The organism is Tenacibaculum sp. (assembly GCF_050290165.1).
Taxonomy (GTDB): Bacteria; Bacteroidota; Bacteroidia; order Flavobacteriales; family Flavobacteriaceae; genus Polaribacter.
On record NZ_JBNKHD010000003.1, the window covers coordinates 133161 to 151651 of the forward strand.

Sequence of the window (18491 nt, forward strand, 5' to 3'; positions counted from 1 at the left end):
TAAAGATGCATAAAAAATAAATAAAACACTGAATTTCTATAAACTTACTGAGAATACATTTTGAAATTAAGTTTATGGGTAAGTAAGATGTTAAAATACTTAAGTGTGTTATAATGTTAATTTTTAATAACTTACGTAAAAATTTAAAAACTAACTTTAATACCCTTCAAAAATGAAAAAAAAGTATTTATTACTTTCGTTACTATTGCTGTGCCTTAGTTTTTCTAATGTTTACAGTCAAGAAAAAATGTTTTATGGTACTATTGAAACTAAAGATGCCTTAAAACTACAAAAAGTTGCTCCCTCTGATATTAAGATTCTTTCCTCCCAAAATGGATTTAGTGCTGTAAAGCTAAGCCATCATGCAGCTGAAAAATTGCATCACATGATTTTAACTCATGGTCCAGGGTTTATTTATGAACCGTCTGAAAAACAAGCTATACAAACAATTCAGAAACTACAAAGTAAGAAAGCTTATCAGCAGAGAGCATCATATACTATTAGTGAAGATCAACTTGTAAGTCAAAGTTTAGGTTTGGTAAACAATACAAATATTGCCAATCATATTGTAGAGCTTGAAAACTATGGTACTAGATATCATACTACCCAGAAGGCAACACAGGCAGTACAAGACTTAAAACAAAAATGGGAAACTATGGCCAGTGGTAGATCTGATGTTAGTGTTAGAATAGTTGACCATAGTAGTACCACTATGCCTTCCGTAGTTATGACAATTCAAGGAAGTGATCTTCCGAATGAATATGTAATTATAGGTGGTCATATCGATTCTGTTAGTCCAGAAAGAGAAACTAATGCTCCTGGTGCTGATGATAATGCTTCTGGTATTGCTACAATTACCGAAATGGCTAGAGTGCTTTTTCAAATGGATTTTCAACCTAAAAGAACAATAGAGTTTATGGCATTTGCTGCTGAAGAAGTTGGTTTAAGAGGTTCAAAAGAGATTGCTCAGGATTATAAAAATAGTAGTATCAATGTTTTGTCGTATGTGCAATTTGATATGACTAATTATAAAGGATCGCCAAAAGATGTTTACATTTCTGATGATAGCTATAATAGCAGTACACTTAATGCTTTTTTAGCGAGCCTTATGGATCATTATAATGCTTCGGGGAACCATCAATTTACCTACGATTATACACGATGTAATTACGGTTGTTCTGATCATTATAGTTGGGCGCAACAAGGATATGATGCTGCTTTTCCTTTTGAAGCATCATTTAACGATTCAAGTCCTTATATTCATACTGTTAATGATACTTCAGACCGATTCCCAACAGCCAATGCAACACATGCAGCAAAATTTGCAAAGCTTGGTTTAGAGTATTTAATTGAAGTAGCAAAAAGTAAAGGAAGTGTTAGTGTACCAGCTTACTGCGATTCAAAAGGAAACAATATAAATGATGAATATATTCAAAATGTAAAACTTGGGACTATTAATAATAATTCAGGAGCTACAAATGGTTATCAAGATTTTACGAATATTTCTACCAATTTAGAACAAGGTAGTTCCAATACAGTTACTATTATTCCTAAATGGACAGGTACAGTTTATAAAGAAGGATATGCAGTTTGGATTGATTACAATCAAGATTCTGACTTTGAAGATAGCGGAGAGCAAGTATGGGTTAAAAGTGCATCTACTGATAGCTCTGTGAATGGGACTTTTACTATACCTAACACTGTAAAACTAGGAACTACAAGAATGAGAGTTTCTATGCGGTATAATACGATTCCTTCTTCTTGTGGTTCTTTTGATTATGGAGAGGTTGAAGATTATACTATAAATATTATTGAAGGAGATGGTGATACTAGTACAAATATTTGTGACGGAGTACCGCAATATGATTCTTCTCAAAGCTATCAGGTTGGTGATAGAGTTGTTTATTTTGATGTTTTGTATGAGAGAACATCAAGTGGATGGAACAGTATTGGAAATTGTAGTAGTGCTAAAGTCACTAAATCAGATACAAAGGAAATTTTAGTAAATGATAAAAATGTAATTGAATTTTCTCCCAACCCTGTTGAAAAGGGAGTAATCACCTTACAAGTAAATAATGAATTGTGGAAAAACAAAGAAGTTGCTATCTATAATGCAAATGGAAGGTTGCTTCAAAAAGTAAAAATGAGTTCAAGAAGCAACAATATAGATGTTTCAAAGTTATCAGCCGGGATTTATTTTGTGTCTCTTGACGATACGGGAAAAATGTATACTAAACAATTAGTTAAAAAGTAATTGTTTACAGAGTATAAAAAAAACCCAAGTTTTAAAACTTGGGTTTTTTGGGTTATTTATATCTAAATATTGGTTTGTTAAATCACCTTATTGTATAGTAAAGTTGTCTAAATAAATATCGAAAGGAGCACTCTTTCCAACTTTTAAAGCAAAGAAACTTTTGCTTAAATCAGATGTGTTTAAATCAGTAATACCTGTTAAATCTAAGGTGATCTTAACCCATTGTCCAGCAGTGTTGATAGAACCAGTATAGCTATTGCTACCACTAGCAGAAATAGTAGTGTCTCCAGTAATATCACCTAAATTAAATGGGTAGTATGATGTACCATCTGATTTATATAAGTTGATAGAGATACTTTTTCCTGTTGAAGTTCCTTTAACATAAAAAGTAATAGAATTGTAAGTACTTGGTAATCCATTTTGAGCTAAAGAAGTAAAAACATAATCATTACCACCTGTTGAACTCATATTGATGCTTAAAGCAGTACTACTGTCAACTCCATTTCCTGCACTTTCAGTAGCGTAACTTTTAAGACCAAAACTGTTTAAACCATTTGTAAATGCTGTGAAATCTTCAAAATCACCTCCAGCAAAAGCTAAAGAACCAGTAGGTACAGGTGTACCACCTCCACCACAAGTTGTGTAATCTTCAGTAAAGTTTACATCAGCTTCATTTCTTAAATAGATTTGAACTCCATCAAAATTAGACATTACTCCAGTAAGAGTACCTTTTTTATTACTTACAGGGTTATTAGCAAAGTTAGCTTGACTACTAACATATGTTGTTAAAGCATCTCCATCACATTCTGAAATTAACTCATTATTCCCACTATAATTTTTAGCGTTGTCTTTGAATTGTACTCCTTCAATTTGTACTAATTTACCTTGATAGTCTCCAGTTAAAGCTTGTGCTATGGTAATTACTTCAGGTGTTGGTAAAGTACCTGCAGTTTTACTAAGAATGCTAGATGGAGAAACATTTAATTGTAATAAACCTTTATATTCACTTAATTTAGCTCCACCAACTGCAATTTCTACTTCGTCTCCTAAGTTTAAATCGTATGCACCACTAAAACGTAAAGCAATACCAGCTGATGCGTCTTGTGCAAAAGCATTTTGGTTTGATGTATTTCCAGCAGCTAAATCTGAAGTAATTACAAGTTTTACTTTTAAATTTTCAGTAATGGTAACTTCACTATTAGTATATAAAGACTTAACGTAAGCTAATGTAGCTTCTGTAGGGTTATTGTTACAACCATATTCTTGAGTAAAGTTAACATCGTTAGTGTCTCTAAGAACTAATTGATAGCTACCTGAAAATTCATCTAAAATAGCAGTAATACTTCCTTTTTTATCAGGAATTGGATATTCTTTGAAGCTAACGAACTTACTTGTAGAAATATCAATTTTTTCAAAAGTTTCACAAGAAGTCATAGTTCTTGTAATGTAACTATCGTCTTCAGGGTAAGCATATTGCAATCCTTTTGTTGCTGATTGTAAACCTTCAATTTTCACTAACGTATTGATGTGGTTATCAGTTAAGTCACCAATTGTTAAAGTAGTTGGTACGATATCTACGATTTCAGAAGATCTATCTATTTTGCTTACATAATCCTCAGCTCCAATTCTGTCAGTACGATTACCAGTACCTTTGATACCAATTTCAAAAGCTGAGTAGGGTTTGCTTAAGGCTAAACCTTTTAGTTTAACATATACTTTTCTTCCTACATTATATCTAGCTCCTAAGTTAGCATCATCAATTTTAATTTCAACTCCTACTGTAGGATTTTCAGGTTTGTCTTGTATAACTAATGTTTTGTAGAAGTTACCTTCTCTGTCATCAGAAATAACATAACCAGAAATAGTAATATCGTCATTAAACTCTACTACATCACCATTGTACAAAGCAATGATTTCACTTAATGATTTTAAGTTAGTATATTCTTTGTCTGATCCAATTGTTGGTAATTCAAAATCGTTATTATCAACACATGAGGCTGAAATTGCAATAAAAAGAATTGCAAAAATCTTGTATAAATTTATTTTTTTCATCTTGAGTGTTTTTTAGAATCTATAATTTACGTTTAAGAAATAAGTGGTACCTCTACCGTACCAGTATTTGTTTCCGAAAGTAGGAGTTCCGTTTGCGTTATCGTCACGTAACTCACGGTAGTTAGCTCTTCTACCTTGTTCGTATCCTCCTGTTTTATATTCTTCATTGAATATATTATTAATACTAGCAAATAAACCGATATATTTGCCATCACCTACTTTCCAAGATTTTCCTCCAATAGCATTTACTACGATATAATCGTTGAATTGTTCTTGCTGTAATAGTTTTCTAGCTAATATAGGGTCATAATCTGCAAAAGGAGCACCGTCTACATCACTTATAAAGTTACTAGTTCTTCTAATAGGGGAAACATCTACAAAAGATTCATCTAAATAATTAATAGTAGCTCCAAACCACCAGTAATCAGGATCTCTGTATTCAAATCCAAAAGAGTATGCTTTTTGTGGTCCTGCAGCAATTCTATAATCTTTAAGAGAAGCAGCTCCCATATCTCTTTTACCGTTTATAAATCCAGGAGTGGATGCATTTTCAGTAGTAATAACAAGATTAGGATTGTTATTGTATGTATACTGACCAATATTTGCAGCCCCTTTTAATTTAATAGTAGAAGTAACTTGTGCTTCGATACCCAATTCAACACCAAAGTGTCTTTTATCAATGCCTGTTAGGATTTCCTGAATAAAAGCAGAAGTATCTCCTCCAATACCATCAGCAAAGAAGAAAGAAATCTCAGTAGCATCTTTAATATCTGTAAAATAACCAGTCACTTTTGAAGTGATTAATGGGCTTCTGAAAATGTAACTAATATCTCCAGATAAAATTTTCTCACTGTTTAATTCTGCTACATCAGCAACAGTAACATTATTTGCTCTTGAATTAGCAAAAGAATTACGTAAAGAAGGTGCTTTTGTAATATAACCACCATTTATGTCTAGTAAATGACGACCAGAAATTTTATAAGTTAAACCTCCTTTAGCTCCGTAGTTAAAGAAGTCTAATTTATCTGACTTTCCATAAGAATTAGTAGGGAAGTATCCGTTTTGGAATAAGCCTTCTCTCTGATGAGTAGTATTATTTGCTTGTCCAGCTACATAAAAATCAACTTTGTTGTACTTGAATTGTAATTGTGCAAAACCACCATATACTTCAGATTCAAAATTATAGTTGTATTTGAAACGATCACCCAAACCAACAGTTCTACTAGGTGTTAATAGATTGCTTTGTTGTTGGTCAAAAGTACTTCCAAAAGTATTAACATCTAAATAACCTGTAGCTCCAAGCATATCTATTGGAGTAGCAAAGTTTTCAGATCTTAATTTTCTGTACTCTGCGTTGGCAGTTAATGTAATATTATCATTTAATTCAGAAGATAGAATCATGTTTGCAGTTAATTGCTTGTCATCGTTTCTGTCTTCATATAAGATAGCACGAGCATTTTCTGGACTACCTTCATTTCCTATGTATAACTCATCCCAATCAATTTGTCCGTCATTTTGGAAACTAGTTAATGCTTTATATGCATTTTCGTAGTCAGGTCCATTAGGATCTGATAAATACCAACTAGGTAGTTTTCTATAATATGTAGGATCAGGATTGTTTGTTCCGTTATAATCTAAACGACTATTTCCAATCTCTCCGAATTGATAACCAATATTGGTGTTTAACATGGTGTTATCAGAAAGGTTCCAATAGTGATTTAACATTATGATTGGCTCGTATAATCTCTTAACTCTTGAGTTTCTCATTTTTCCATTTTGATTCCCCCAGTAAGAGTTATAACGAATACCTCTGATATCAAAAACTTCTTGAGTATTAGGTGACGATTTACCTCTTTCATTTTCAGCAGCAATCACAGTTAAGTTTAAGCTGTGAACATCGTTAATCTGCTTTTCAAGTGATAAAAAGATAGAGTTAGCATCGTAAAAAGTTCCATCAACATAACCTTCGTTACCTGCTCGTCTACTTCCAGAAACTGCTATTGCCCAACCATTAGCTAATAAACCAGAAGTGTAAGTGGCCATTAAACGATGTTTATAACTTCTATTAGAAGAAGCGTAAGAAATACGTGTTCCTTCACTATATTCAGAAGCTCTAGTGTTAATATTTGTAGAACCTAATACACCACCAAAAGCATAATTAGAAGGAGTTAACCCGTTACTAAATTCTTGATTACGTAATACGTCGTTCAATCCTCCCCAGTTACTCCATTGAGGTCTTCCGTTGTACAACTTGTTCATTTCAATACCGTTAATCAAAACTTTACCGTTCTCAGAATCTAAACCGCGAACTCTGTAGAATGAACCACTCCATTCAAAAGCAGCAGTACGTAAGTATATATCTCTGGTAGCTTGTAATAAACCAGAAATATTATCTGCAGCACTTGTGTCATCGTTTAATTCATCATCCGTAATGGTGATAGTACTTAAATCTTGGTCTTCAGATATATCTTCATACATAAAGATAGTTCCTAAGTCTACAGTTTTACCAGATAATTCTACTGGAAAATTTTGGGTTTCATACCCGTTTAATGATACCGTTACAATTTGTCTTCCGTTTGGTAAACCATTTAATGTAAAAGTACCGCTAGCATCAGTAATGCTTGAAATGTTGGCGTCTTTTACACTTACAGAAACACCTTGCATAGGATTTTCTGAATCGCTGTTTATTACGATCCCCTTTACAATGTTCTGCGCATTAAGGCTAAATAAGCCTGAAAGCAACAATAACATTGTTATCGTAAAATTTCTCATAAATAATTGTTTATAAAATATTTAAATAAGTTAGTTCCCAGTGCCGAAAATTACAGCAAAAGGGAGGCAAAATTAATAAAATTATCATTATGTTAATATTAAGTTAATGTTATGAATGAGGGTTTTGTGTAAATTGTAAGTTTTGGCTTGAAAATTGTTTTACTTTTGCCGCGTAAAATTTATTAAATGAGAAATATAGCTACACTCTTAGTTTTAACTCTTGTTGTTTTTTCTTCATATGCGCAGCAAGGACAAAAAAAATATAAAATTAGAACCGTAGGTTTTTATAATTTAGAAAACCTTTTTGATACCAAAAATGACCCTGAAAAAAACGATGAGGCGAGTCCGATTATGGAAATGAAGGGAAATAAAGAAGAGGTTTATTGGGATAAAATAGATAAGCTTGGTGAAGTTATTTCTCAATTGGGGGAAGAAAAAGCACATACAAGTCCTGCTATTTTAGGGGTAGCAGAAGTAGAGAATAAAAAGGTGCTTGAAGATTTAGTGAAATCTGAAAGGTTAAAAAAGAAGCGTTATGATATTATTCATTTTGATTCTCCTGATAAAAGAGGGATTGATGTAGGTTTCTTATATCAACCACGTTATTTTAAACCAATTCATTTTGAAGCATTCAATCCGAATATTTACGATCAGAATCATAAAGTCTATACACGTGACATCTTGTTAGTTTCAGGATACCTTGATGATGAACTTATACATATTATTGTAAATCACTGGCCGTCTCGTAGAGGAGGAGAAGCAAAAAGTAGACCTTTACGTGAAAAAGCAGCATATAAAGTAAAACAGCTTATAGAAAAAATTAAAGAGAGTGACCCAAATCCAAAAGTTTTAATAATGGGAGACTTTAATGATGATCCCATAAACTCGAGTTTTAAAACTGTTTTGCTAACCAAGAGCAAAAAGAATAATGTAAAAGAAGGTGATGTTTACAATCCATATGAAGATATGTTCCGTCGTGGATTTAATACACTTGGTTATAGAGATAATATTAATTTATTTGACCAAATAATGTTTACTTCTCCATTATTGGATAAAGGAGAGAAAGATTTTTCAACTTATAAAATGTTCAAGTCAGCAATCTTTAATAAGCGTTTCTTGACACAAAAGAGTGGTCGTTATAAAGGATATCCTTTTAGAAGTTTTTCTTATGGAAAATATACGGGAGGTTATAGTGATCATTACCCGGTATATATGTACTTGATTAAAGAGGAATAAAATTAAAAGGACTTGCAATTGCAAGTCCTTTTAATTTTTACAAATATCGTTTAAATAGTTGTTCATTCTTAATTGAAATAAGGTACCTCTCAACAAATCATCTATTTGTCCCAATTCGACTAATGATACTGCCAAACTAATTTTGTCAGATGGGGTTTGTAGCAAAATAGATTTACAGTGCTTTCCCTTGATACACGTATCACAGTTTTTTTGTTGTCTTGAATCCATTACTTTTTCTAAGAACTCTTCAATTTCTCGTTCTTTTAAATGAAATCCAGTGTCTCTAAATATGAGTTGAATTAGGTTAGCCTTGTTTTCTTTCCATTGAAAAGAAATACCTATTTTATTGTCGTATATCTTTGTTATACTTTCCATAATCATAGTTAATTATGAAACAAATATAAAAGTTTATTTGGAATTATTCTAAATAAAAAAAATACTATTTTAAATCTTTTAACATTAGCTGAATAGAAGTGTACCCATTCCAAGTATTTTCATCTAAGGTATAGGCAATGTCAAAATCGTTTTGTGTTGAAGTTATTTTGTCTCCCAAACCAAACCCAATTGCATTGTATGTTTTTTGGTCAGTGCCGTAAATGATATTCAATTTTAAATGACTACTGTCAGTGCCAACTTGTTTTCCGTAACCATTATCTCTCACAGCAGTTGTGGTAAAAACAGGTTTCATGTTTTGCGGACCAAACGGGGCCATTTGTTGAATAATGCGGAAAAACTTTGGAGTGATTTCTGATAAGTCAATCTCAGCATCAATAGTGATTTCTGGAGTTAACAAGTCTTTATCAATGGTTGCTTTAACTACTTCTTCAAACTTATTTTTAAAGTTTTGATATTGCTCAGGTAACAAGGTTAACCCCGCTGCATATTTATGTCCACCAAATTGTTCGATAAACTCAGAGCATTCTTCCAAAGCATTGTACACATCAAATCCTTTTACGGAACGAGCTGAGGCAGCTAATTTTTCACCACTCTTAGTAAAAACCAACGTAGGTCTGTAGTAAGTTTCTGTTAAACGAGAGGCTACAATACCAATGACTCCTTTGTGCCAATTTTCGTCAAAAACAACTGTGGTGTAATTTTCTTGTTCGTTATTTTTTTCAATTTGTAATAAAGCTTCTTGGGTAATTGCTCTATCCAGTTCTTTTCTGTCTGAATTAAATTTTTCAATAGCTGAAGCAAACTCAACGGCTGAATCAAAATCCATTTCGGTTAACAATTCAACTGCATAGTTTCCATGTTTCATACGACCAGCAGCATTTATCCGCGGAGCGATGATAAAAACTACATCGGTAATGGTGAGTTCCTTTTTTTGTAACTGATGAATAATAGCCTTAATACCATTTCTGGGTTGCGAATTGATGACTTGTAGTCCGTGATACGCTAATACTCTATTTTCACCAGTCATTGGAACAATGTCTGCGGCGATTGCTGTAGCAACTAAATCTAAATATGGAATTAAGTCTTCAATCGTTTGATTTCTTTTTGAAGCTAACGCCTGAATCAATTTAAAGCCAACACCACAACCACATAGCTCATCATAAGGATAGTTGCAGTCTATTTGTTTAGGGTTTAAAACAGCAATAGCTTTTGGAACCTCACTTCCGGGTTTATGGTGATCACAAATAATAAAATCAATTCCTTTTTTAGTAGCATAATCAACTTTATCAATAGCTTTAATACCGCAGTCTAAAGCAATGATAAGCGAAAAACCATTGTCCTCAGCAAAATCAATTCCTTGAAAAGAAACTCCATAGCCTTCTTCGTATCGGTCAGGAATATAGGTTGCAATATTAGGGTGAATTGTTTTTAGGTAAGAAGATAGTAAAGAAACAGCTGTAGTTCCGTCAACATCATAATCACCAAAAACTAAGATATTTTCGTTGTTAGTAATAGCGGTTTCTATGCGTTGAACAGCGAGCTCCATATCCTTCATTAAAAAAGGATTGTGTAAATCGCTTAGTGATGGACGAAAAAATAGTTTGGCTTCATCAAAGGTTTCAATACCGCGTTGCACTAAAATTTTAGCCAAGGTAGTATCCACAGCTAATTCTTTAGCTAATTGTTTTACTTTAATGGTGTCTGGTTGCGGTTTTAGTGTCCAACGCATAGCAATTTAATCGAAAATAAATTAGTTGTTATGTAAATGAATAGCGGTAGTTACATCAGCAAATTTTCTAAACATTTCCATAACACCACAGTATTTTTCAATCGATAAATCTACTGCTTTGTTAATTTTTTTCTCGTCTAAATCGCTTCCGTAAAAATGATAATCAACCAAAACTTTATGGTAATATTTTGGGTGCTCTTCGGTTAATTCACCAGTAACAACAATTTTAAAATCATCAATTTTTACACGCATTTTTTCTAACATAGGAACGATATCTAAACCAGAACAACCTGCTAATGAAGAAAGCATCATGGCTTTAGGTCGTAACCCAGTATTATTTCCTCCATGCTCTTCAGAAGTGTCAATTACTATTGAATGTCCACTTGGGTTATCACTTTCAAATTGCATATTTTCTTTCCAAACGGTTGTAACTGTGTTTGTTGCCATATCTTGATAATTTTTTGTTTATTGCATAAGTAAGTCAATGTGTATTTTGACTTAAGTATTTAAATAGTAACACAAACTTACAGTAAAAAGTTAGTATTAAAAACTTAAAAAATAAAACTATGCCTTTAGTAACTCCTTTAGATTCGAATCATGATGCAGAAACAAAACAGTTGTCTGATTTTTATAATGAAACCTTAGGTTTTTGCCCAAATTCGGTGTTAACAATGCAACGCCGACCAGAAATTTCTAAAGCATTTATCAATTTAAATAAAGCGGTAATGGCTAACCATGGTCGTGTGACTTCTGCTTTAAAACGTATGATTGCTTGGGTAAGCAGCAATGCTACAGGTTGTCGTTACTGTCAAGCACATGCAATTCGTGCTGCTGAACGTTACGGTGCAGAACAAGAACAATTAGATAATATTTGGGAATATAAAACACACTCAGCATTTTCTGATGCTGAACGTGCAGCATTAGATTTTTCATTGGCGGCTTCGATGGTTCCAAATATGGTAGATGAAAAAATAAAAGAGGAGTTGTATAAATATTGGGATGAAGGAGAGATAGTAGAAATGTTAGGAGTGATCTCTCTTTTTGGATATTTAAATCGTTGGAATGATTCTATGGGAACAAGTATTGAAGATGGTGCCGTTGAAAGTGGAAAACAATATTTAGGAAAACATGGTTGGAACAAAGGAAAGCATGTATAAAAATTAAAAGCTCGCATTTGCGAGCTTTTTTTATTAAGTATCTAACTGAATTATTTTTTTAATAAATCTCTAATTTCAGTTAATAGTTCTTCTTGACTAGGTCCTTTAGGGGCTTCTGGAGCAGCTTCTTCTTTTTTCTTCATAGCATTTACAGCTTTTACGACCATAAACATTACAAAAGCTACAATGATAAAATCAATAACATGAGTTAAAAATTCGCCATACATTATAGCAACTTCTCCTGTTACTTTTCCTGCTTCATCTGCAACACCTTCTTTAATTATATATTTTACATCTTTAAAGTTGGCTTTGAAAATAAGTCCAATTAAAGGAGAAACAATTCCTCCAGTAAAAGATGTTACTACTTGTTTAAAAGCAGCACCCATTACAAAACCTACTGCAATGTCTACTAAATTGCCTTTCATGGCAAAGTCTTTAAACTCTTTAAGCATTCCCATATTTTTGATTTTTAATAGTTAACTGAATTGAAAAGTATAAAAAAATTAGTGTTTTACCAATCTTTTTATGCGTTGAGATAAAGAGGTAAGTATTTCATATGGAATGGTTTCACTCTTATGAGCCATATATTCCACATGTTGTTGATGGTTAAAGATAATTACTTCATCTCCTTCGTTACAATCAATTTTTGTAACATCAACCATAATCATATCCATACACACATTTCCAATAATAGGAGCTGGTTGATTATTGATAAAAACAAAACCATTTTTATTTCCTAGTTTTCTTGAAATACCATCTGCATGTCCAATAGGAATCGTAGCACTTCGAGTAGGTTGATTTGCAACAAAAGCTCTATTGTAACCAACAGTTTCACCAGGTTGAATTAGGTGAATTTGAGAAATAATAGACTTTAAAGTATGGGTATTTTTTAATTGAGCAGTTTCTTGATCATCATTTCCAAAACCGTACAATCCTATGCCTAAGCGAACCATATCAAATTGAGCCTGTGGATAATTGATAATTCCAGAAGTGTTTAAGATATGAAGTGTAGGTTCGTAATCTAGGTGTGAATAAATTTGTTTTACAATATAGGCGAAGTTGTTAATCTGACCTATAGTAAAATCTTGCTCATAAGGATCTTCACTAGCAGCTAAATGTGAAAAAATTGATTCAACTTTTACATTGTTTGATTTTTTTAACCCTGAAATTAATGCAGGTACATCTGTGTGCCAAAACCCTAGTCTGTTTAATCCGGTATTGAATTTTATATGAATAGGATAATTCATCAAAGGAGTCTCATCTGCAAGTTGCATAAATGCATCAAAAATTTTGAAACTATATAAACTAGGTTCAAGACGATATTTTACAATCTCTTTTAAGTTTTGAATTTGAGGTTGTAACACTAAAATAGGAGTTGTTATTCCTGCTTCACGTAACGCAATACCTTCATTAGAGTAGGCAACAGCAAAGTAATCAACCTGATCTTGTACAATTTTAGCAATCTCTACTGATTCACTTCCGTAGCCATATGCCTTAACTACTGCCAAAATTTTGGTTTGAGGCTGTAATTTTTGTTTAAAATAAGCTAGGTTGTGCAACACAGCTTGCGAATCGATTTCTAAAACAGTAACGTGATTGTTATTCATTATCGGTTTCTTCTTCTTTATTATGAGCTTCTTGCTCTTTCATGGCTTTATAATAGGCAGCTCTGCTTAAAGGTTCATATTCTTGGGTTTCACCCAATAATACTAAATCGTCACTTTGTGCTTTCCTATAACTATAATGTGCTAGGTTGCCAGTACGGGTGCAAACTGCATGTACTTTGGTAACATACTCAGCAGTTGCCATTAAAGCAGGCATAGGTCCAAAAGGATTTCCTTTAAAGTCCATATCTAAACCAGCAACTATAACACGAATGCCTCTGTTGGCTAAATCGTTACAAACAGCTACAATTTCATCATCAAAAAACTGAGCTTCGTCTATTCCTACTACGTCAACATCATTAGCAAGTAGCCTTATGTTAGAAGATGCTGGTACTGGCGTAGAGCGAATTCTATTTTCGTTATGCGATACCACTTCTTCATCGTGATAACGAGTATCAACAGCAGGTTTAAATATTTCAACACGTTGCTTAGCAAACTGAGCACGTTTAAGTCTTCTAATTAATTCTTCGGTTTTACCCGAAAACATTGAGCCACAAATTACCTCAATCCAACCAAATTGTTCTGTGTGATTTACCGTATTTTCAAGAAACATTTTGTAATTTTAAGCTCTAAATTATTGATTTTTGTATTACTTTCGAACGAGGAACAAATTTATTAAAATTTAATAGCAAAAAATAAAATACAAGGATAACTTATGCACAAAAAACTAGCAGCAGATTTAACCAGTTTAGCACACAGTATCTTACAAATGAAAAATAAAGAGGATGTGTTTGAGTTAAAGCAAAAGGCATATGAGGTTTACGAAAAACTTTCGGTTTTAGCGTATGTAGAAGAGTACATTAATAATACTCCAAATCCTACTAAAACTAAAGATGAGTTGTTGCAAGAAGTGTTGTTGGCTGAGCAAAAGAAAGAAGAGGAGCTATTAATTGAGAATTCATTAGTTAAAGAAACAGTTGTTAAAGAGGAAGTAGAAGAAGTTATTGAGACTACTGAAGTTGTTGAGGTTGAAACTAAAGAGATAGCTCAGGGAGTTTCTACTTTAGAAGTAGTAAAAGAGGAAGAGTCTTTGGAAGAGGAAAGAATCATACATCATTTAGAAGTAGAAGAAGAGTTGGAGCAAGAGATTGATGAGATTTCCGAAAAAGTTATTGAAGAAGTAGAAGTCATTAAAGAAGTACAAGAGAAAACAGTTGTAGAAGAAATCATAGAACAACCTTTTGATGAACTTGAAGAATTGTTACATGGTACTACTGGAGATGTAAAAGATGATGTAAAGGATGTTGGAGAAAGAAAAACACTAACATTAGAGGATGAGTTACAAGATACTATTTCAGTAGATGTAATGAAAGACTTGTTTACTAAAGCAGAGCCAAAAAAATCATTAAATGACCATTTTCAAAGTACAATTCAAATTGATTTAAATGATAGAATTGCTTTTGTAAAGCATTTATTTGATGGAGATCAAAATGACTTTAATAGAGTAATTTCTCAGCTTAATACATTTAAAACAGAAAAAGAAGCAAAAAAGTTTATCAATAAAATGATAAAACCAGACTATGATTGGGCTACAAAAGAAGAATACGAAAACAGATTGTTAGAAATCATAGAAAGAAGATTTGCTTAGATGAATTCCGACTTCATAGTTATACATACTCATTTTCATAAAAGAAGAACGGGGGTTACAAGAAGTATTGAAAATGTACTTCCTGATTTAAAACAGTTATGCACAACGTATCTTTATGGGTATGGAATTGAAGGAGAGAAAATCACAACTTCTGAATTAAAAAAACTATTATTCTCTAATAAAAATAGTGTTGTTCATTGCCACCGTAACAATGAAATTTTAAAAATGTTATGGTATCGAGTTTTAGGGGCAAAATTTAAGTTAGTGTCTACAAGACATGCAGAAACTGAGCCTTCAGGATTTACTAGGTTTTTATTAAAAAAATCAGATGAGGTAATAACATTGACAAATTCAATGCATAAAAACCTAGGAATACCAAATACAAAAGTGTCACACGGAGTAGATACAAACCTTTTTGTTCCTAATTCAGAAAAGAAATTAAATCATATTTCTCACAAAAATATAATTCTTTGTGCAGGCAGGGTAAGAAAAGCGAAAGGACAAGTAGTTTTGTTAGAAGCTGTAGCCCCTGAGTTACAAAAAAATGAAGATTGGTCACTAGTTATTGTTGGGAAAGTAGATAAGCCTCAGTTTTTAGAAGAATTAAAAGAAATTGCAGAGAAGAATCAAATAGAAAACCAAGTTTATTTTATTGATGAAACTTCAGAAATTGTTTCTTATTACCAAGCAGCGACCATTGCAGTAGTACCTTCTTTTACAGAAGGCTTTTCTTTGGTATGTGCAGAAGCTATGGCGTGTGGAAATACTGTTATAGCTACAGAAAATGTTGGAGTACACTCTGAGCTCATAACAAATTTAGAGTCAGGATACTTATTCAAATCAGGAAATATTGCTGAACTTCAAAAATTAGTTCACAAGTTGATAAATAAAGAGCTTCCGGTTTTGGGTAAGAATGCTCGAAAAGAAATAGAACAAAATTGGAGTGCTCAAAAAGAAGCGAAAGAACTTGTTAAGGTGTATGAAAAAGTAAGTCAAAAATTACTTTAACAAAGGGATTTTCCCTGTAAATAGAAACAAGCTTAGAAAAACAATTACGAGTTTGTCAACTTTTAAATCACTTGCGACGTATTATTTTAATAGAGGGGAAAACCCCTTTTTTCTTATTAGGTACCATGGGGAGATTTGTTAAATATGCGTTAAATGATTAATTTTACATTCCAATTCGCGCTCCTTAGCGAGTTGTAACCTCTTACTACACCCCTTATTTAATTACCTCTCAACATTATAATAACCTCTTACTATATCCCTTAATCCCTTTACCTCTCTACATAATAACCTCTCTTGAAGTTAAAAAATGTTGCCCTTAAATTTATTTTATTTACCAACCTCTTAATAAAGATATTTTACAACTAACTCCATAAAAACTACAGGAAGTTAGTTTGCTGCGTGACCTCTCTAATAACTTAAAATTAAAGAATAATACTATGTAAAATATTACACTATGTTGCTTAATGACACACAGCCTGCCTGTAAAAGGAAAAGGTTAAACATGTTAAAAAAATGCTGCATTGAGAGTAATTTAAAAGGGTACCTAAATTGTATGACGGGTTTTCTTGTCATGCTTTTTTTGTTTTCTATAACTACACTCCATGCACAAAACGTGCCCACTGAGACGACCGTAAAAGCCAACTTTGGGGTAGACTCAGATGTACATTCAGGATTAGTTTCCTTTCCTAATGGAATGGTTTTCCCATTTGGAACAGACGATTGGTTCTTGGGTGAATCAGGAAAGGGAGTTATAGATGAAACTCCTACAGCTACAACTGCTAATTTGTTAGTAGATGATAATGCATCTGCAGAAATAAGAATGAGTGTTCCTATCTATTCAATTGTAGATGGAAGGCTATGGATTGATGCCGTATTTATTAGAGATCAAAACTCTCAAGGAAATAATTCAGATTCAAATGTTTTTACTGGGGGATCAGATAAAAATAATGACAACCCGAATACCTGGACCATCACAGATGCTTCCGTACCTCAAAAGAATGATATTATTGATGTTTTTGGACATTTAAGAAGAGAAGGAGCTACTGTAGATACCAATGAATGGGCTTTTATAGGGGCATCAACAAGGAATGACAGTGGTGATAGTCACTTAGATTTTGAATATTTTAGAAAAAAAATAAAGTTAGAAGGGAATACAATTGTATATGATGGAATGTTTGTTACTCCTGCTGAAATTGCAGCGTTACAGACAACAGGGGGTAGAACACCTTATTTGTTTGATCCTGTAACGGGTGCAGTAACTCAACATGGAGATATTACTCTTTCTGTTGATTATGCAAACGGTGGAGCCAATGCGATTATCAAACTATATGTTTGGGTTGAATTGGTAGGTGTACCTGACTCTTATTTTGATACCCAAAATACATTACCTGCTAGACCTTTTGAATTTAAACAAGATAACAATGGATATATACAATATGATGGAGGGGATGGAGCTGGAAACTATGGATATGCAGAAGTACAATTAAGAAGTGACTTACCTCCTGGTTTCGAAGCTGTTTTTTCTCAAGTAAATGATGGAGGAGCTGTGCCAGCAGGTCCTTGGGGAACTATAGATAAATCAGGAAATATAGTAGCAAATTATCAACAAAACACTTTTGCTGAAATTGCGATTAATGCATCAGCATTAGGGTTTGATTCAAGTAGTGCGCCAGGTACAGATTGTATTAGTCCACTAGGGAGTGTAATTGTAAAAACAAGATCTTCTGATTCGTTTACTGCGGAGTTAAAAGACTTAGCAGGGCCATTTAGTTTAGCTGATACTCCTGAGGTAACAGTAAATATTGAAGGAGAAGATTTAGCTTGTACAGAAGAGAGTATCACCTTAACAGCAACAGCGACTCCTGCGGGAAATACATTTAATTATGTATGGTATAAAGATGATGTGGAGCTTATGGGAGAAACTGGAAATACACTACAAGTAACAGAAACGGGGGTTTATAGAGTAACTGCCACATTAGAGTTTGCACCAGGTGTTTTTGGTTGTACGGCAGAGGATGAGTTTGAAGTAAACGGAGAACCATTAATTCCGTTAAATCAAGTGTGCCCAGAAAATCAAACAATTCCTGAATGTACTTCACAAGAAGAAATAAACACAGCATTTGGTAATTGGTTATCAGGATTCTCTTATTCAGGAGGAAATGGAACTGTGGTAGAGAAATACTATGTTAATGATCAAGAGGTAGATGTTAATACTCTAGAAGCACCAAATACCTGTGGAGGAAGCATAACATTAAAGTACGAAGTTTCTGATGAGTGTGAGCAGGTGAAAATGTGTGAAAGAACATTTACAGTAACACCAGATGAAACAGATCCAGAGATTGTTGATGTACCCGATTATAAGTTAGAAGGTTGTAACACGCCATGGCCAGAGAACTTAACTACCGATTGGACAGATAACTGTTCAGCAGGCGGTCAAGGCATCTTGTCTGATGGTGGAGTCGATCAACCAGATAGCGAAGACGGTTGTACTCAATACAGACTGTATACTTTTATGGTTACTGATGATTGTGGAAACACCGATACCGAAACAACATTAGTATCTAGAGATTACGATGTAACCAATCCAGAGATTGTTGATGTACCCGATTATAAGTTAGAAGGTTGTAACACCCCA

General features: G+C 33.2%; 13 protein-coding genes and 1 pseudogene. 6 read left to right on the forward strand and 8 right to left on the reverse strand.

Annotated elements, in window-relative coordinates:
- The first annotated feature begins 172 nt into the window (after window positions 1–172).
- On the forward strand, window positions 173–2254 hold the full coding sequence (locus ACQY6M_RS05080; protein WP_428743670.1) for a M20/M25/M40 family metallo-hydrolase: 2082 nt from the start codon (window positions 173–175) through the stop codon (window positions 2252–2254).
- 87 nt (window positions 2255–2341) lie between these two features.
- Here ACQY6M_RS05080 and ACQY6M_RS05085 read toward each other — a convergent pair whose 3' ends face one another.
- Together ACQY6M_RS05085 and ACQY6M_RS05090 are read right to left on the reverse strand one after the other, a co-directional pair.
- Window positions 2342–4306, reverse strand: coding sequence for a DUF5689 domain-containing protein (locus tag ACQY6M_RS05085; RefSeq protein ID WP_428743671.1), 1965 nt, complete (start codon window positions 4304–4306; stop codon window positions 2342–2344).
- Window positions 4307–4318: 12 nt separating this feature from the next.
- The gene (locus ACQY6M_RS05090; RefSeq protein ID WP_428743672.1) at window positions 4319–7078 is read right to left on the reverse strand and encodes a carboxypeptidase-like regulatory domain-containing protein; all 2760 of its coding nucleotides are present in this window, start codon (window positions 7076–7078) and stop codon (window positions 4319–4321) included.
- Between the two features lie 186 nt (window positions 7079–7264).
- Here ACQY6M_RS05090 and ACQY6M_RS05095 point away from each other — a divergent pair, with 186 nt between their 5' ends.
- Entirely contained in the window at window positions 7265–8314 is a 1050-nt protein-coding gene (locus tag ACQY6M_RS05095; protein WP_428743673.1) for an endonuclease/exonuclease/phosphatase family protein, read from the forward strand.
- Between the two features lie 30 nt (window positions 8315–8344).
- On the opposite strand, the gene ACQY6M_RS05100 is transcribed toward ACQY6M_RS05095, so the two are convergent.
- From ACQY6M_RS05100 to ACQY6M_RS05110, 3 genes are all read right to left on the reverse strand, one after another.
- The gene (locus tag ACQY6M_RS05100; RefSeq protein WP_428743674.1) at window positions 8345–8689 is read right to left on the reverse strand and encodes a hypothetical protein; all 345 of its coding nucleotides are present in this window, start codon (window positions 8687–8689) and stop codon (window positions 8345–8347) included.
- A gap of 64 nt (window positions 8690–8753) precedes the next feature.
- On the reverse strand, window positions 8754–10439 hold the full coding sequence (gene recJ / locus ACQY6M_RS05105; protein WP_428743675.1) for a single-stranded-DNA-specific exonuclease RecJ: 1686 nt from the start codon (window positions 10437–10439) through the stop codon (window positions 8754–8756).
- Window positions 10440–10460: 21 nt separating this feature from the next.
- Window positions 10461–10886: an OsmC family protein gene (locus ACQY6M_RS05110; protein WP_120186037.1), complete on the reverse strand. Its 426-nt coding sequence runs from the start codon at window positions 10884–10886 to the stop codon at window positions 10461–10463.
- Window positions 10887–11005: 119 nt separating this feature from the next.
- On the opposite strand from ACQY6M_RS05110, the gene ACQY6M_RS05115 reads away from it, so the two are divergent.
- Window positions 11006–11596: a carboxymuconolactone decarboxylase family protein gene (locus tag ACQY6M_RS05115; RefSeq protein ID WP_428743676.1), complete on the forward strand. Its 591-nt coding sequence runs from the start codon at window positions 11006–11008 to the stop codon at window positions 11594–11596.
- 50 nt (window positions 11597–11646) lie between these two features.
- Here ACQY6M_RS05115 and mscL read toward each other — a convergent pair whose 3' ends face one another.
- Genes mscL through ACQY6M_RS05130 form a run of 3 tightly spaced genes read right to left on the reverse strand, consistent with a single transcriptional unit; the run spans window position 11647 to window position 13813 of the window.
- Window positions 11647–12048: a large-conductance mechanosensitive channel protein MscL gene (gene mscL, locus ACQY6M_RS05120; protein ID WP_428743686.1), complete on the reverse strand. Its 402-nt coding sequence runs from the start codon at window positions 12046–12048 to the stop codon at window positions 11647–11649.
- A 51-nt stretch (window positions 12049–12099) separates the two neighbouring features.
- Window positions 12100–13203 (reverse strand): alanine racemase, encoded by a 1104-nt coding sequence (gene alr, locus ACQY6M_RS05125; RefSeq protein WP_428743677.1) that lies wholly within the window; start codon window positions 13201–13203, stop codon window positions 12100–12102.
- On the reverse strand, window positions 13196–13813 hold the full coding sequence (locus tag ACQY6M_RS05130) for a thymidine kinase (RefSeq protein WP_428743678.1): 618 nt from the start codon (window positions 13811–13813) through the stop codon (window positions 13196–13198). The genes alr and ACQY6M_RS05130 overlap by 8 nt, the downstream gene beginning before the upstream one ends.
- A gap of 102 nt (window positions 13814–13915) precedes the next feature.
- Between ACQY6M_RS05130 and ACQY6M_RS05135 the strand changes: the two genes are divergently transcribed.
- From ACQY6M_RS05135 to ACQY6M_RS05145, 3 genes and pseudogenes are all read left to right on the forward strand, one after another.
- Window positions 13916–14848 (forward strand): hypothetical protein, encoded by a 933-nt coding sequence (locus ACQY6M_RS05135; RefSeq protein ID WP_428743679.1) that lies wholly within the window; start codon window positions 13916–13918, stop codon window positions 14846–14848.
- Window positions 14849–15856: a glycosyltransferase family 4 protein gene (locus ACQY6M_RS05140; protein WP_428743680.1), complete on the forward strand. Its 1008-nt coding sequence runs from the start codon at window positions 14849–14851 to the stop codon at window positions 15854–15856. It begins immediately after the preceding gene.
- Window positions 15857–16469: 613 nt separating this feature from the next.
- A pseudogene (locus ACQY6M_RS05145) lies at window positions 16470–18491 on the forward strand (hypothetical protein); the annotation flags it as partial.

Coding starts and splice junctions, on each gene's coding strand:
- ACQY6M_RS05090 (WP_428743672.1), bottom strand. CDS start 7,078: ATGAGAAATTTTACGATAACAATGTTATTGTTGCTTTCAGGCTTATTT.
- ACQY6M_RS05080 (WP_428743670.1), top strand. CDS start 173: ATGAAAAAAAAGTATTTATTACTTTCGTTACTATTGCTGTGCCTTAGT.
- mscL (WP_428743686.1), bottom strand. CDS start 12,048: ATGCTTAAAGAGTTTAAAGACTTTGCCATGAAAGGCAATTTAGTAGAC.
- ACQY6M_RS05135 (WP_428743679.1), top strand. CDS start 13,916: ATGCACAAAAAACTAGCAGCAGATTTAACCAGTTTAGCACACAGTATC.
- ACQY6M_RS05115 (WP_428743676.1), top strand. CDS start 11,006: ATGCCTTTAGTAACTCCTTTAGATTCGAATCATGATGCAGAAACAAAA.
- alr (WP_428743677.1), bottom strand. CDS start 13,203: ATGAATAACAATCACGTTACTGTTTTAGAAATCGATTCGCAAGCTGTG.
- recJ (WP_428743675.1), bottom strand. CDS start 10,439: ATGCGTTGGACACTAAAACCGCAACCAGACACCATTAAAGTAAAACAA.
- ACQY6M_RS05095 (WP_428743673.1), top strand. CDS start 7,265: ATGAGAAATATAGCTACACTCTTAGTTTTAACTCTTGTTGTTTTTTCT.
- ACQY6M_RS05110 (WP_120186037.1), bottom strand. CDS start 10,886: ATGGCAACAAACACAGTTACAACCGTTTGGAAAGAAAATATGCAATTT.
- ACQY6M_RS05100 (WP_428743674.1), bottom strand. CDS start 8,689: ATGGAAAGTATAACAAAGATATACGACAATAAAATAGGTATTTCTTTT.
- ACQY6M_RS05130 (WP_428743678.1), bottom strand. CDS start 13,813: ATGTTTCTTGAAAATACGGTAAATCACACAGAACAATTTGGTTGGATT.
- ACQY6M_RS05140 (WP_428743680.1), top strand. CDS start 14,849: ATGAATTCCGACTTCATAGTTATACATACTCATTTTCATAAAAGAAGA.
- ACQY6M_RS05085 (WP_428743671.1), bottom strand. CDS start 4,306: ATGAAAAAAATAAATTTATACAAGATTTTTGCAATTCTTTTTATTGCA.